Genomic DNA, 14,222 nt, shown 5'->3' with positions numbered 1-14,222 from the left:
TCGCAGCCTACCATCGAGTGGTTAGCCCCAGCTATGACCGATGGCCCGCCAGCGCGTGTTGGTCAACGAGTTGGCCCGACATCCGCTGGCGTGCAGTTCACGAATTGAATCGAGTAGTCAACCGCCGGAATGACCCTGACGGAGAAGACCATCGAGTCGAGCGACCTCGTTGCCGTTGGCTGTAATCTTCTGGCCATCGACCGTTTCGAGCGATTGCCCCTCTTTCAGGTGGATAGCCCGTCCGAACTTGTCTTCCAGCGCCATCTTGCCGTCCTCGAATACATACAGGGTTCCACCGTCCTTGAGGAGGAACATTTTCTTGGCGCTGGCCGCTGCCGCGTGACCAGCGAACGATGGGGTTACGATGGCGCTCAGCACGGTGGCGGCGACAACAGCGGTAATCCTGGCTTTCATCTCTACACTCCTTTCAATCAAACGTGAAGGCATTTCTGTCAATGCCTTGTGCGACTGCACAGTAGAGACCGTTGCATAACTGGTACATCCCCCGATGGCTGCGCGTGCAGGGTGATGTCCAATACCGGTATCGGACAGCCGCTGCCGCCAGAGCATGACCACCGAGAGCTTCTTCCTGCTGGGCGCACGCCCCCTGATCGAAGACACGCCGACCTACAAGCTGCACCAGCTCATCGATTGGAAGGCGATCGGCGCGCAGCTCAAGGGCCTGTACCGGCGCGAGCTCACCCGCGGTGGCGGCCCCGAGCCGTATGCGCCGCTGTCGATGTTCAAGCTCATGCTCTTGGGTCAGTGGCATGGGCTGTCGGATGCGGAACTGGAGCGGGCGCTCAAGGTACGCATCGACTTCATGGTCTTCTGTGGCTTCGACCCCTCGGCCGGGGAGATGCCCGATGCCAGCACCATCTGTCGCTTTCGCAACCGCTTGGTGCAAGCCAAGCTCGATCAGCGGCTGCTTTGCAGCATCAACCGCCAGCTCGAAGCCATCGGCGTCAAGGTCCAGGGCAGCACGGGCGCGATCGTGGATGCCACCATCATCGAAAGTGCTGCCCGTCCGCGCGTGACCATCGAGGTCAGCGAAGAGGAACCACAAATCACGACCAGCGCCGATGCGGATGCGCGCTGGCTCAAGAAAGGCAAGCAGTCCTATCACGGCTACCGTGGCTACGCCACCACGGACACCGAAGACGGCTATGTGCAACACGTCGAAGTCCACCCGGCCAACGAGGCCGAAGTGAACAAGCTGCCCCAAATCATCGAAGCCCACATCGCCGCCACTGGCGCCACGCCCGATGGGGTGCTTGCCGATAAAGGCTACGCGAGTGCTGCCAACCGGCAGTATCTGCGTGAGCGTGGTATCACTGACTTCATCCAGCACAAGGCCACGCGGGGGCACCCGCTCGATGCGGTGCTCAAAGCCTTGAACCGCCTGATCGGCACTGTGCGCTACAAGGTCGAGCAGTGCTTCGGCACGATGAAGCGGCGCTTCCATCTGGATCGTGCGCGCTACTTCGGGCGGGCGAAGGTGCAGGCGCAGATGTGCTGGGCAGCGATCGGCTTCAACCTGCTCAAAGCTCACCGCAAGCTCATGCGGCTGCAGACACAGGGGGCCAGTGCGCCCGCGTGAGGGCAGAAGCGGGCGAAAGGCCCAACAGAGCCCCGCCTGGGGTGGGGCAAACAGGGAAAACACCGCGCAAGCTGCTCAAAAAAGAGGCATCCAGGCGACGAAAAGGAGAGGAAGCCCCCGCTCGGCGGGGTTGTGCAACGGTCTTCAGTATGTATTCTGCGAAGTCACCGCTGACGGGAAGATGAGACGGCCGTTACGTATATATCAGATCCATTCGGGATGGGATCGGGATTAATCGTGTGCCAATCTCAATGCATTCCTGCTCACCGAGGCGGGGCGCGGACTCATCGCCACATCGGTGCAAGTGCTTATGGCGATGCCGACTGGGCGCCAAGTGCGGTATCGGTGTGAGGCGGCTCAGGTGCCGTGGTCGAGAGCATTCCAGGCCTCGATAGGGATCAGGTGTCCAACGTCGGGTGGCAACCGATACGACAGACCCAGCGATCTGGGAGTGCAACCAGCACCCACCACGGCACGCGCGACGATCCTCGTGTTCAGACAAGACGGACGCCGCGCAAACGCAGCGCATTGCCGATCACCGATGCGGAGCTGAAACTCATCGCCAGGGCGGCGATCAACGGTGAAAGCAGCCAACCGGTGAGCGGATACAGCACGCCGGCCGCAATGGGAATGCCCAGTGCGTTGTAGAGAAAGGCGAACATCAGGTTCTGCTTCATGTTGCGGACCGTGGCCACTGACAAGGCGCGCGCCACCGCAATACCGCGCAGGTCACCCTTGACGAGCGTGATCTGTGCGCTGTTCATCGCCACGTCGGTGCCGGTGCCCATGGCGATACCGACGTCGGCCTTTGCCAAGGCCGGGGCATCATTGATGCCGTCACCAGCCATCGCAACGATACGCCCCTCGCGCTGCAGCCGCTCCACCAGTTGCAGTTTGTCGGCGGGCTTGACCTCGCCATGCACCTCATCGATGCCCAAGCGCGCCGCCACGGCCTTGGCCGTGGTCAGACCGTCGCCCGTGGCCATGACGACGCGCAAGCCCTCCGCGCGCAACGACGCCAGCGCTTGCGGTGTGGTCTTCTTCACCGGGTCGGCGACGGCCAGGACTGCGGCGAGCACGCCATCGACGGCCAGATGCATCACGCTGGCACCCTCACCGCGCAGCGCCTCCGCCCGCTCGGCCAATGGCCGCACGTCCACACCGAGCTGTTCCATCAGCGCGGTGTTGCCCAGTGCCACGGCATGTCCATCGACGCGCCCGCGCACGCCGATGCCTGAGTGCGAGTCGAACTCCTCGGCGCGTGAGAGCACCAGGCCCTGCTCGCGCGCCGCCGTGACGATGGCTTCCGCCAGCGGGTGCTCGCTGCCCTGGTCGAGGCTGGCAGCCAGTCGCAAGGCTTCGCCGGCGGTGAAGCCTTCGGCTGCGATCGTCGTCTGATAGCGCGGCCGGCCCTCGGTCAATGTGCCGGTCTTGTCGACGATCAGGGTATCGACCTGGCGCATTTTCTCGATCGCGGCGGCATCGCGAAACAGCACCCCCTGCGTAGCCCCTCGCCCGGTCGCCACCATGATCGACATGGGCGTGGCCAAGCCCAGCGCGCAGGGGCAGGCGATGATCAGCACAGCCACGGCGTTGATGAGGCCAAAAACCCAACGCGGTTCCGGCCCGAACAGGCCCCAGGCAAAAAAGGTCAGCACGGCGATGGACACCGTCGCGACCACGAAATAGCCCGCCACGACATCGGCCATGCGCTGCATCGGCGCCTTGGACCGCTGCGCCTGCGCCACCATCTGCACAATCTGGGACAGCATGGTCGCCGAGCCGACACGTTCGGCGACCATGACGAGCGCGCCACTGGTATTGAGCGTCGCACCGATGACCTTGTCGCCCACCCGCTTGGTCACGGGCAGGGACTCCCCCGTCAGCATCGATTCGTCCACAGCGCTGCTGCCCTCGATTACCGTACCATCTACCGGAACCTTTTCGCCGGGTCGAATGCGCAGCCGATCGCCGACATGGATGTGCGTCAGGGGCACGTCCTCTTCCGTGCCATCGTCGCGAAGGCGCCGGGCGGTCTTGGGGGTCAGTCCGAGCAAGGACTTGATGGCGGCCGAGGTCTGCGAACGCGCCTTGAGTTCCAGTACCTGCCCCAGCAGGGTCAGGGAAATGATCACCGCCGCCGCCTCGAAGTACACCGCGACCCGTCCCATGGACACGAACGAGTCCGGGAACAGTTGTGGGGCCACGGTCGCCGCCACGCTGTAGACGAACGCCGCCCCGGTGCCCAGCGCGATCAGGGTCCACATGTTCGGGCTGCGATGGACCACGGACTGCCAGCCGCGCACGAAGAACGGCCAGCCCGCCCACAGGACGATGGGCAGGGACAAAACGAGTTCGATCCAGGTCTGTGTGCGCGCCTCGAACCAATGCAACTGGTGGCCGAACATGGCCAGCACAGTGACCATGACGGTCAGCGGCAGGGTGTACCAGAAGCGGCGCTGGAAATCGCGCAGCTCGGGACTCTCTTCTTCTTGGAGATCGGGCAGCACCGGCTCCAGCGCCATGCCGCACTTCGGACAATAGCCGGGGTGATCCTGCCGGATCTCGGGGTGCATGGGGCAGGTGTAGATCGTGCCTGCCGCCAGCGCCGGCGCTTCGACAGACGAAGGCGCGTGGCCGCTGTGGGCATAGCGCGCCGGTTCGGCGACGAACTTCGCCCGGCACTTGGCGCTGCAGAAGTAAAAGAGTCGGCCTGCGTGCTCGACGTGGTGCTCGGACTGCGCGGTCACGTCCATGCCGCAGACAGGGTCCTTCAGACCTTCGGCCCACTGCAGTGCGCTCGGGTGGTCGTGGGCGTGTCGGCGGTGTTCGTGGTCTGATCGCAGGTCCATGACTTCACGCCTCCCTGTTGGCGGGTTTGTCGGGCGGCGCACCATGCCCGCCATCGCCACCGTGGCCATGCAGCAGGTGCATCAGCGGGCACGCCAGCAGCAACAGGTACACCCAATTGCCTGCGACATGGATCCAGTGCTCGCGCAGCAGATAGAAGCCGCCGATGAGGGCAACCATCAGCAACGCGATCCTGACACGCCGGCTCAGGCCGGACGAGCCACGCGTGTCGGGGTGGTGATCATGATGCGTCGCGCTCATCGCCGGGTGAGGGGTTTCTTCATGGATGGGAACTGAACACTTGTGCCGACCCGTCTTTCCCAACCAGCAAGACCTGGTAGGCATCACGTCGGCCGCCATACACCGGCCCGTCCATGCCGGGTGAACCAATGGGCATGCCCGGCACCGCCAAGCCCAGGGCTTGGGGCTTTTCCTTGAGCAGCCGCTGGATGTCCGTGGCGGGTACGTGGCCTTCGATCACATAGCCCTGGATCAGGGCCGTATGGCAGGAACCGAATTTCTGCGGCATCCCGAGGCGAGCGCGGGCCGCGCCGTTGCCCTGGTCGACGGCATTCACGCGGAATCCGCTTTTCTCCAGGTGGGCAATCCAGTCCTTGCAACACCCACAGTTCGGGTCCTTCCACACCTGCACGGCAAGCGTCTGCGGTGCGGCGGCTGGTGCCAGGGAGGGAAGACTCAGCGCAAGCACCGCCAGCAGCAGCCTGCGCCGCCGGGGGAACGGTTGATCAACGGTTTGGTGCATGACAAGGACCCCCGGTGACGCTGCTTATTCGACGACGATCTTGCCCACCATGCCCGCTTCCATATGGCCGGGGATGAGGCAGGCGAAGTCCACCGTACCGGGCTGATCGAACTGCCAAACCAGCCCGCCGCGCTGGCCAGGCTGGAGCGTCACCATGTTCGGCTCGGCATGCTGCATCTGGGGCATCTTGCGCATCATCTCAGCGTGTTCTTTGAGCTCCTGCAAGGAGCCGACCACCATTTCATGCGGCACCTTGCCCGCGTTTTTGACAAAGAAGCGGATCGTCTCGCCCTTTTTGACCGTGATGGTGGCGGGCGTGAACCGCATCGAGTCGTCCATGACCACCTCGATGGTGCGGTCGACCTTGGCGGGATCGCCTGGTTTGCCGACGTTGGAGTGTGATGCGCCACCGTGCATCGAACCGTGCATGCCTTGCATGTCGTGCCCGGCCATGCCATGGCCGCCCTGATGATTGCCGGCGGCCAGCGCCAACACAGGCAACGCGCTCAGCGCCAAAACGCTCAAGGTTTTCTTCATCATCGGTTTCTCCTTAGGGTTGGTGAATAAGATCGGAGTTGCGCGTGGCGGCTTCTAGAACCACAGCCGCACACCCGCCACATAACGCGTTTCCCGGGTACGCTGTCCTTCGGCGCGCGCAAAATCGGCGGTCTGTCCGAACTTGCGAGCCCATTCGACGCCGACGTAGGGCGCGAACTGGCGCGAGAATTCGTAACGCAGGCGCAGCCCTATGGTGGCATCGGCCAGCCCGCTGCCCAGGCCACGCGCTTCATCGCGCCGGCCATACAGATTGACTTCCATGCGGGGCTGCAGAATCAGGCGCTGGGTGAGCAGGAGTTCGTACTCGCCCGACAGGCGCAGTGCCGTGCGTCCCGAGCTGCCGACGTAGGCGGTGGCATCGACGTCGAACCAGTACGGGGCGAGCCCTTGGATGCCCACAGCGAGCCAAGTCCGGTCAGGCCCCGTGCCGCTGTCCAGCCGCACCCCGAGTTGGGTGTCCCAGTACGAGGCGATCGCATGGCCCCACAGGACCTCCGTGCGTGCCTCCTCCAGTTTGCCTTTGGCGACGTCACCCTCGGCCTTGAGGACCAGGCGGTCGTAGGTGCCGCCGAACCAGGCTTGCGCCTCATAGGCGGTGGCGTTGCCGTCCTTCGTGTCGACGCGCTCCAGGCGATCGAGGAGCACGCTGCCAAACGCATGTTCATCGGACAGCCGCAGTTGCCGTGGCCCAGGAAATGCGTACGGGCCCGACTCCAAGGTCAAGCCATTGGCATACGCGTGCGGATCGCGGGCATCGGCGGGGGCGGCTCCGCCTTGCATGCGCATGCTGCCGTGGTCCATGGTGGCGTTCGCGGACGATGGGGCGCGCGTTGGGGCGGCAGCCGCGCCCGAGTGCGCAGCATGGGCGCCGCCTTCCGTCGGTGTTTGCGCCCAGACGGGCGCCGCACCGAGCAGCACCAGCGCCGCCGTGAAGAGAGAGCAGGGTTTCATGGCGAATCTACTTGGGATGAGTTTCATGACACGACCACCACACGGAACATGCCCATGTCCATGTGCAACATCAGGTGGCAGTGCCAGGCCCAACGCCCCAGGGCGTCGGCGGTCACGAGGAAGCTGACGCGCTGCGCGGGCTGCACCGGGATGGTGTGGCGACGCACCAGGAACTGCCCGTCGGGTGTTTCCACCTCGCTCCACAGCCCATGCAAATGCATCGGGTGGGTCATCATCGTGTCGTTGTGCAGGATGATGCGCACCCGCTCGCCATACTTCAGATGCACCGGCGTGCTCTTGCCGAACTCGAGGCCGTCGAGCGACCAGGCATAGCGCTCCATGTTGCCGGTGAGGTGCAGCTCGATCTCGCGCTCGGCCCCGCGTGGGTCGAGAGGACCACCGATCGTCCTGAGATCCGCCAGCGTCAGCACGCGCCGGCCGTTGTTGCGCAGGCCAATGCCCGGATCGTCAAGATTGGTGCGCGGCATGTCCACCCGCATATCCGTGCTTGGGCCGTATTCCGTGCGTGCGTGACGGACCGTGGCGCTGGGCTTGGCCATCGCGCCGCCGGTCATGCCATGCATCGCGTGCTGGCCGTGATCCATGGCCATCGCGCCATGGTTCATGCCGGACATGTCGTGCTTCATGCCCGGCATGTCGTGGCCCATCGCGCCGTGGTCCATCGCGCCCATGGCCGAGCCGCCATGCCCCATCGCGCCGTGGTCCATCGCGCCCATCATGTCGGCCATGGTGAGCCATTCGACGGGATCGAGAGCAGGCACGGCGGCGTTCAAGCCCTCGCGCACCGCGAGCGTGCCGCGGGCGAAGCCGGTTCGATCCATCGATTGCGCGAAGATCGTGTAGGCGTCCTCTCGGGGCGTGACGATCACGTCGTAGGTCTCGCCCGGCCCGAAGCGGAACTCATCGACGGTGACGGGCTCGACGTTCTGCCCGTCGCTTTGCACCACCGTCATCTTGAGCCCCGGGATGCGCACGTCGTAGAAGGTGTTGGCCGCGCCGTTGATGAACCGCAGACGCACGCGCTCGCCCGGCCGAAACAGGCCAGTCCAATTGCCGGCAGGGGTGACGCCGTTCATCAGGTAGGTCAATGTCGCCCCCGAGAGATCGGCCAGGTCGGTCGGGTTCATCCGCATGTGGTTCCACATCGCACGTTTGTCCAGTGCGCGGGAGAGCCCCATGTCGGCCACGTCACGGAAAAAATCGATCGCCGTCGGCTGATTGAAGTTGTAGTAGTCGCTTTGCGCCTTGAGCTTGGCGAGCACCCGCATGGGGTCTTCGTCGGTCCAGTCGGACAGCAGCACGACATGGTCGCGGTCGGCGCGGATGGGGTCTGCCTCACGCGGCTCGACGATCAAGGCCCCGTACATGCCGGTCTGCTCCTGCGTGCCGGAGTGCGAGTGATACCAGTAGGTGCCGGTTTGTTCGAGGCGAAACTGGTAGGTGAAGGTTTCGCCAGGGGCGATGCCCGGGAAACTGACCCCAGGCACCCCGTCCATCTGGTAGGGCAGGATGATCCCGTGCCAGTGGATCGAGGTGGCCTCGCGCAGGCGGTTGGTGACGCGGATGGTGACCGTGTCGCCTTCCCGAAGTTTGAGCGTTGGCGCCGGGATGGAGCCGTTGATGGTGGTCGCCATCCTTGGTGTGCCGGTGAAGTTGACCGGCGATTCGGCGACCACCAGGTCAATATTCGTGCCGCTGAGCACGGGCGCTGCACCCGTGCGCGTGTCGGCCAGCCCCTGTGCCGCAGCACGCACCCAGGGTGACAGGCCGACCATCACGCCGCCGGCGACCAAGCCGCGCACGAAACGCCGCCGCGAGGGCATCAACGGCAATGGCAAATGAAACGGACTCAAAGATGACATGGGCTTCTCGCGATGAGTTACTGAAGTCGTGGGTGAGATGCTATGGAGCCACCCTGTCAGGATGCTGTTCGTTAGATTACATGTTTGTTATCTTCATGTCAGGTGCACCCAAAATCGTCACACTAGCGGCTATTCGATATGGCCGAGCACCCTCATGAAGATACTGAGTCGCCCCTGAAATATTCCTAACCCGTTGATAAAGCGTTCGTTTTTGGCTGTTTTGCGGTACAATTTCTCCCAGCTTTTTGCCACCCTCGACGCGGTTGCTGGGAGTTCTGACCATGGCCGAGTGCATGCACAGCGAGGATTTTTTCCGGCTGCGTCTGGAGCACATGATCGATGTGCGCCACCCACTGGCGGTGCTGGCACAGCGCATGCCGTGGCAGCGGCTCGAGCACGCGATCGCGCAGCGCCTGGCGCGCGCACCCCGCAGCCAGGCTGTCGAGGCGCTGGACGACGCGATCGACCTCTTCGGTGAGCAGCGCGCGCGCACCCGGCGCACCAGCCGCGCGGGGCGGCCGCGCGTGCCGCTGCGCATCATGATCAGCCTGCTGTACCTCAAGCACGCCTTCAACGAGTCCGATGAAGGCGTGGTGCAGCGCTGGAGAGACACGCCCCGCTGGCAGTATTTCTCGGGCTGTGCCTACTACGAGGATCGGCTGCCGTGCGATGCCACGACGCTGGTGAAGTTTCGCCAGTGGCTCGGGGAAGAAGGGGTGGAGGAGCTGCTGGCGCAGACGATCAATGTGGCGGTCGAACTCGAGCTCATCGAGCCGCAGGCGCTCGAGCACCTGGTGGTGGACAGCACCGTGCAGCACAAGGCCATCGCCCACCCCAGCGACAGCCGGCTGCTGGAGGTGGCGCGAGTCAAGCTCGTGGCGGCGGCCAAGAACGCCGGGGTGCAGCTCAAGCAGACCTTTGCGAAGGAGGGGCAGCGACTGCGGCGCAAGGCTGCCGGCTACGCGCATGCCAGGCAGTTCAAGCGGCTGCGCCGCACCATCGAGCGCCAGGCCACGATCGTGGGACGCTTGGCGCGCGAGATCGAGCGCAAAGCCACGGCACTGACGCAGGCTGCACGCGAGGCCCTGGGCGAGTCGCTGGCCAAGGCGCAACAGATCATGGCGCAGAGCCGCCAGCGCAAGGCCAACGCAGGGCATCCCAAGCTGTATGCCTGGCACGCACCGGAGGTCGATTGCATCAGCAAAGGCAAGGCGCGCAGCCCCTACGAGTTCGGGGTGAAGGTCGGTGTGGCCAGCACCCTGCAGCACAACCTGGTCGTGGGTGCGCGCGCCTTTCACGGCAATCCCTACGACGGACACACCCTGTGGGCGCAGCTCGAACAGGCCACCATCCTGATGCAGGACAACGCCGTCGCTCCCACCGAGGTGTACGTGGACCTGGGCTACCGCGGGGTGGAGGCCGACAACCCACAGGTGCGCATCGTGCACCGCGGGCGCTGGCGGTGCCTGAGTCGCTCCGATCGGCGCCGGCTCAAGCGCCGCCAGGCCATCGAACCCATCATCGGGCACCTGAAGGCCGATTGCCGCATGGATCGCTGTCACCTCAAGGGCGAGCGGGGCGATCGGCTGCACGCGGTGCTGTGCGCGGCCGGCTACAACATCCGCTGGCTGCTGCGCATGATCGCCAAGCGGGGCATCGGCCCCCTTGTGGCGGTTCTTTTGCGTCTGCTGCTGCGCCTGCTACAAACCATCGAGCAGGCAAAGCGCGCGCTCACCACCCCCATGCCAGGGACGCTGCGAGCGGTGGGGTGAATTTTTCAGGGGCAACTACTGATCGTTGAAGATGAACCCAAAACGGGCGACTACCTGCGACAAGGCTTGAGCGAAGCGGGTTTCGTGGTCGATCTGGCGCAAGACGGCGCCGATGGTCTGCACCTGGCCTTGCAGGGCGAGTACGACCTGGTCATCCTGGATGTGATGCTGCCCGGCCTCGACGGCTGGCAGGTACTGCAGTCCTTGCGCCATCGCGGCCTGCAGATGCCGGTGCTGTTCCTGACCGCACGCGATCAGGTGGAAGACCGGGTCAAAGGCCTTGAACTCGGTGCGGACGACTATCTGGTCAAGCCTTTCTCCTTTGCCGAATTGCTGGCCCGCGTGCGCACGATCCTGCGCCGGGGGCGCAGTGGCAACGAGAGCACCGTGCTGCGCGTGGCCGATCTCGAACTGGACCTGCTGCGCCGACGCGTTTCACGCGGCGGGCGACGAATCAGCCTGACGGCCAAAGAGTTCGGCTTGCTGGAACTGCTGATGCGCCGTCATGGCGAGGTTCTGCCCCGCTCGCTGATCGCCTCGCAGGTCTGGGACATGAATTTCGACAGCGATACCAATGTGATCGAGGTGGCCATCCGGCGCTTGCGCGCGAAGATTGATGAGGGTCATGAGGTCAAGCTGATCCACACCGTACGTGGCATGGGTTACGTATTGGAAGCACCGGAGGAGCGCTGAATGTTTCGCTCCCTGTCACTGACGACCCGGCTCACCCTCTTCTTTACGTTGGCGGCTGGGGCTGTGGTGTTTGGATTGGCCTTGTTGGTCATCGCTGCATCCGAGCGGCATTTCATCGAGCTGGATCACATGGCGCTGCAGGACAAGCAGCACCTGATCGAGGATATTTTGGCGCGATCCAATTCGACCGAGGACGCCAAGTGGCTGCTGCGTGAGGCATTGAGCCACCATCACGGGCTGTACGTCAGCGTCCACGATTCGAAAGGTGAAACGCTCTTCCAGTCCGAAGGATTTCGCCTCCCGCGCGAACTGTCACCGGCGGATGAAGGCAACGGCAACGACGCGCTGATCCATTGGGCCGACGCAGGGCAGGCGTTTCGCGGGATGCGTGTCCGGGTTATTCCAGCCTATGACGCAACGACGCGGCTGGACATCCTCGTTGCCATGGACACGGCGCATCACACACGGTTCATGCTGGAGTTGCGGCGCACCCTGATGACCTATGCCGTCGTGACGATCGTCATCTGTGGCTTGCTGAGCTGGTTTGCCGCGTACAAGGGGCTGGCGCCATTGCGTGCCATGAAATCCAGAGCCACCACGCTCACGAGCCAGCGGCTGCACCAGCGCATGCCCGTCGAGGCGGTACCCATCGAAATGGCCGATCTGGCTCACGAACTCAACAAGATGCTGGACCGGCTGGAAGACGCGTTCACGCGACTGTCGGAGTTCTCGTCGAATCTGGCGCATGAGCTGCGCACCCCCCTGAGCAACCTGCTGACCCAGACCCAGGTCGCGTTGGCTACCCGGCGCGATGCCGATACCTACCGGGAGATCCTGGCTTCCAATGCCGAGGAACTGCAGCGTCTGGGCCGCATGGTGTCCGATATGCTGTTCCTGGCCAAGGCCGAACGCGGGATGATGCTGCCGAACCGGGAACGTTTCTCGGCAGCCGAGGAAACGCACGCCCTGATTGAGTTCTATGAGGCGGTCGCCGAGGAGAAGGGCGTCAGACTGGCTCAGCGTGGTGAGGGCGAGATCGTCGGTGATCGCTTGATGTTCCGCCGTGCCCTGAGCAATCTGCTTTCGAACGCGCTGCGCCACACGCCGCCACATGGCGAGGTCACGATCGAGATTAGCCAGTCTTCCCAAGCCACCCGGGTGAGCGTCGAGAACACCGGCGAGGACATCGAGCCGAAGATCTTGCCGCGCCTGTTCGATCGCTTTTACCGGGCCGACCCATCGCGGTCACATCCGGAAACCGACGGCGCAGGGCTGGGATTGGCGATTACCCGCGCCATTATGCAAACCCATGGAGGATCGATCAGCGTGACGTCCGCGCAGGGCAGGACCCGGTTCTGCCTGGAGTTCCCAGGCGGAACCTGATGAGGTGAAGCAGTTGGGGCGAGCCAGCCCAAGTGCCTTTGGTCTGTGCGCTTTCGCAGAGGCAATGGCCCCGATCGCTGTTGAACCGACCGGGCTGACGGCTCCCGATCACGGATCAGCGTGAACGCTACGAAGAGTTTGAGAGAACTCGAGGGCGTGATCATGCGCCGGGGCCCGGTGCCATGGAGCGGCTTTGCCGTCATGTACCGAGGTGGCCTTGCTCTTGGCGATCCACGTCCTGACCGAGATCATGACTCGGACATGCGCTTTGCAACCACCTGCGCGCGAAAACCTCGGCCGGCTCCGGACGGGCGAAGTAATACCCCTGTGCTTCGTCGCAACCCAATGCCAGCAAGTGTTCCGCCTGCGCTGCCTCTTCCACACCTTCGGCCAGGGTCTTGAGGCCGAGGCTCTTCGCCATGGCAACGATGGCGGACACAATGGCGAGATCGTTGCGATCGGTCAGCATGTCCCGCACGAACGAGATGTCGATCTTCAGTTTATGAACGGGAAATCGCTTGAGGTAAGCCAGTGAGGAATACCCGGTGCCGAAATCATCGATGGACAGCGCAAACCCGGCCGAGGTCAGGGCGCGCGTGACCCTCCATCACCGAGATCGCGGCAGCCGAGAGCATTGACCGGGGGCATGCAAGTCGGATCGCGCAACTGACCCGGCTTGCACCTGACATCGTCGAGGCGTGCGTGGTGGAAAAGGCAGTCGGCCTTGTGCTGGAGCGCCTGATCCGGCGAGCCTTGCCATTGGATTGGGCAGCGCAGCGTGAAATTCCAGGGCGGGAATTCAGTCGTTGATATTGCCGGGGCGGCATGTCCCGCGCTCGCCTGCTTCAGGCACCGAGGCGCAGGATGCGCCGCGCACCGTTCAATACCAGCAGCGCGATGAGCGAGCCAATCACCAAATCGGGGTAACGCGATCCTGTCCAGGCGACCAACGCCCCGGCCGCGATCACCCCCAGGTTTGCCAGCACGTCGTTCGTGGAGAAAATCCAGCTTGCCTTCATGTGAGCGCCGCCTTTTCGATGACTGGAGATCAAGACAAGGCAGGTAACGTTTGCAATGAGCGCAACGAGCGCGATCCCCATCATGAGCGGTGGCTCGGGCTCGCTACCAAAGACGAAGCGGCGCAGCACCTCGGACATTGCGCCGAGCGCGAGCAACAGTTGCAGCCAGCCTGACAACCGCGCCGCCTTCAGCTGGTGCCCGGTAGGACGGCCGACGGCGTAGAGCGCGAGCCCGTAGACGGCGGCATCCGCGAACATGTCCAGTGAGTCAGCCATGAGCCCCGTGGACTGCGCAATCCACCCGGTCGTCACTTCGACGACAAACATGGCGGCGTTGATGGCAAGCAACCATTTGAGAGCGCGAGACTCTTGCTCGGAGGACGGCTGGCTGTCGCTTTGCCCATCGACAGTGTGCGGGCCATTCGATTCAGTTGACGCAATGAGACGGGCGCCCAAGCCGAGACTTTCAAGCTTGCTTGCAATGGGTTCGACGGGGCCGTCGTGAAAAACACGCAACTCGCGCTTGCCAAGATCGAACTCGAGTGCGGCCAGCCCGCTCGTATTCTCGAGCGCGAGCCGGATCATGCGCTCCTCCGAAGGGCAGTCCATCTTCGGCACCGAGAACAGACTCATCCTTCCCGTCCCGGTCGGCGTGGCACCCGTCATGGACTCCGCCTTCCGCTCGGACGCACATCCGCAGGATTTCTGGCATTCATCAGTCATAGTCATTGGTCCTTGATTCTTCTCGTT

General features: G+C 63.9%; 13 protein-coding genes. 4 read left to right on the top strand and 9 right to left on the bottom strand.

Annotated features, from left to right (window positions below; genetic code table 11):
• Positions 1–117 precede the first annotated feature (117 nt).
• Positions 118–570 carry a CopK family periplasmic copper-binding protein gene (locus LCC91_RS13505; RefSeq protein ID WP_224441089.1) on the bottom strand — a complete coding sequence of 151 codons (453 nt, stop codon included), beginning with the start codon at positions 568–570 and terminating at the stop codon, positions 118–120.
• Here LCC91_RS13505 and LCC91_RS13500 point away from each other — a divergent pair.
• Positions 569–1,600, top strand: a complete 1,032-nt coding sequence (locus LCC91_RS13500; RefSeq protein WP_143898648.1) for an IS5 family transposase — start codon at positions 569–571, stop codon at positions 1,598–1,600. The two genes, LCC91_RS13505 and LCC91_RS13500, sit on opposite strands and share 2 nt — an antisense overlap.
• Before the next feature lie 494 nt (positions 1,601–2,094).
• Here LCC91_RS13500 and LCC91_RS13495 read toward each other — a convergent pair whose 3' ends face one another.
• Genes LCC91_RS13495 through LCC91_RS13470 form a run of 6 tightly spaced genes read right to left on the bottom strand, consistent with a single transcriptional unit; the run spans position 2,095 to position 8,605 of the window.
• Positions 2,095–4,452, bottom strand: coding sequence for a heavy metal translocating P-type ATPase (locus LCC91_RS13495; RefSeq protein WP_143898609.1), 2,358 nt, complete (start codon positions 4,450–4,452; stop codon positions 2,095–2,097).
• A gap of 4 nt (positions 4,453–4,456) precedes the next feature.
• On the bottom strand, positions 4,457–4,711 hold the full coding sequence (locus LCC91_RS13490) for a DUF2933 domain-containing protein (RefSeq protein WP_019562346.1): 255 nt from the start codon (positions 4,709–4,711) through the stop codon (positions 4,457–4,459).
• 19 nt (positions 4,712–4,730) lie between these two features.
• Positions 4,731–5,213: a DUF411 domain-containing protein gene (locus tag LCC91_RS13485; RefSeq protein ID WP_043702089.1), complete on the bottom strand. Its 483-nt coding sequence runs from the start codon at positions 5,211–5,213 to the stop codon at positions 4,731–4,733.
• 24 nt (positions 5,214–5,237) lie between these two features.
• Positions 5,238–5,750 carry a cupredoxin domain-containing protein gene (locus LCC91_RS13480; RefSeq protein WP_026330412.1) on the bottom strand — a complete coding sequence of 171 codons (513 nt, stop codon included), beginning with the start codon at positions 5,748–5,750 and terminating at the stop codon, positions 5,238–5,240.
• 54 nt (positions 5,751–5,804) lie between these two features.
• Positions 5,805–6,722, bottom strand: coding sequence for a copper resistance protein B (locus LCC91_RS13475; RefSeq protein WP_390612152.1), 918 nt, complete (start codon positions 6,720–6,722; stop codon positions 5,805–5,807).
• 23 nt (positions 6,723–6,745) lie between these two features.
• Positions 6,746–8,605, bottom strand: coding sequence for a copper resistance system multicopper oxidase (locus LCC91_RS13470; RefSeq protein ID WP_143898605.1), 1,860 nt, complete (start codon positions 8,603–8,605; stop codon positions 6,746–6,748).
• Positions 8,606–8,898: 293 nt separating this feature from the next.
• On the opposite strand from LCC91_RS13470, the gene LCC91_RS13465 reads away from it, so the two are divergent.
• Genes LCC91_RS13465 through LCC91_RS13455 form a run of 3 tightly spaced genes read left to right on the top strand, consistent with a single transcriptional unit; the run spans position 8,899 to position 12,453 of the window.
• On the top strand, positions 8,899–10,377 hold the full coding sequence (locus LCC91_RS13465) for an IS5 family transposase (protein ID WP_390612153.1): 1,479 nt from the start codon (positions 8,899–8,901) through the stop codon (positions 10,375–10,377).
• Positions 10,378–11,070 carry a heavy metal response regulator transcription factor gene (locus LCC91_RS13460; protein WP_143898627.1) on the top strand — a complete coding sequence of 231 codons (693 nt, stop codon included), beginning with the start codon at positions 10,378–10,380 and terminating at the stop codon, positions 11,068–11,070.
• Complete coding sequence (locus LCC91_RS13455; protein WP_143898629.1) at positions 11,071–12,453, top strand: heavy metal sensor histidine kinase; 1,383 nt, start codon at positions 11,071–11,073, stop codon at positions 12,451–12,453. It abuts the gene before it with no gap.
• A 199-nt stretch (positions 12,454–12,652) separates the two neighbouring features.
• Here the strand turns inward: LCC91_RS13455 and LCC91_RS13450 are convergent, their stop codons facing one another.
• Positions 12,653–13,042, bottom strand: coding sequence for an EAL domain-containing protein (locus LCC91_RS13450; RefSeq protein WP_082438493.1), 390 nt, complete (start codon positions 13,040–13,042; stop codon positions 12,653–12,655).
• A 256-nt stretch (positions 13,043–13,298) separates the two neighbouring features.
• Positions 13,299–14,195: a cation transporter gene (locus LCC91_RS13445; RefSeq protein WP_026330414.1), complete on the bottom strand. Its 897-nt coding sequence runs from the start codon at positions 14,193–14,195 to the stop codon at positions 13,299–13,301.
• Between the last annotated feature and the right edge of the window lie 27 nt (positions 14,196–14,222).

The sequence above is a fragment of the Tepidimonas taiwanensis genome (genome assembly GCF_020162115.1).
Lineage (GTDB): Bacteria > Pseudomonadota > Gammaproteobacteria > Burkholderiales > Burkholderiaceae_C > Tepidimonas > Tepidimonas taiwanensis.
This window is presented reverse-complemented; position numbering and strand designations above follow the sequence as displayed.

Bases quoted from the DNA above. Each gene is read 5' to 3' on its own strand.
- LCC91_RS13500 (WP_143898648.1), top strand. From the start codon at position 569: ATGACCACCGAGAGCTTCTTCCTGCTGGGCGCACGCCCCCTGATCGAA.
- LCC91_RS13470 (WP_143898605.1), bottom strand. From the start codon at position 8,605: ATGTCATCTTTGAGTCCGTTTCATTTGCCATTGCCGTTGATGCCCTCG.
- LCC91_RS13490 (WP_019562346.1), bottom strand. From the start codon at position 4,711: ATGAGCGCGACGCATCATGATCACCACCCCGACACGCGTGGCTCGTCC.
- LCC91_RS13465 (WP_390612153.1), top strand. From the start codon at position 8,899: ATGCACAGCGAGGATTTTTTCCGGCTGCGTCTGGAGCACATGATCGAT.
- LCC91_RS13480 (WP_026330412.1), bottom strand. From the start codon at position 5,750: ATGAAGAAAACCTTGAGCGTTTTGGCGCTGAGCGCGTTGCCTGTGTTG.
- LCC91_RS13475 (WP_390612152.1), bottom strand. From the start codon at position 6,722: ATGAAACCCTGCTCTCTCTTCACGGCGGCGCTGGTGCTGCTCGGTGCG.
- LCC91_RS13445 (WP_026330414.1), bottom strand. From the start codon at position 14,195: ATGACTGATGAATGCCAGAAATCCTGCGGATGTGCGTCCGAGCGGAAG.
- LCC91_RS13455 (WP_143898629.1), top strand. From the start codon at position 11,071: ATGTTTCGCTCCCTGTCACTGACGACCCGGCTCACCCTCTTCTTTACG.
- LCC91_RS13505 (WP_224441089.1), bottom strand. From the start codon at position 570: ATGCTCTGGCGGCAGCGGCTGTCCGATACCGGTATTGGACATCACCCT.
- LCC91_RS13485 (WP_043702089.1), bottom strand. From the start codon at position 5,213: ATGCACCAAACCGTTGATCAACCGTTCCCCCGGCGGCGCAGGCTGCTG.
- LCC91_RS13495 (WP_143898609.1), bottom strand. From the start codon at position 4,452: ATGGACCTGCGATCAGACCACGAACACCGCCGACACGCCCACGACCAC.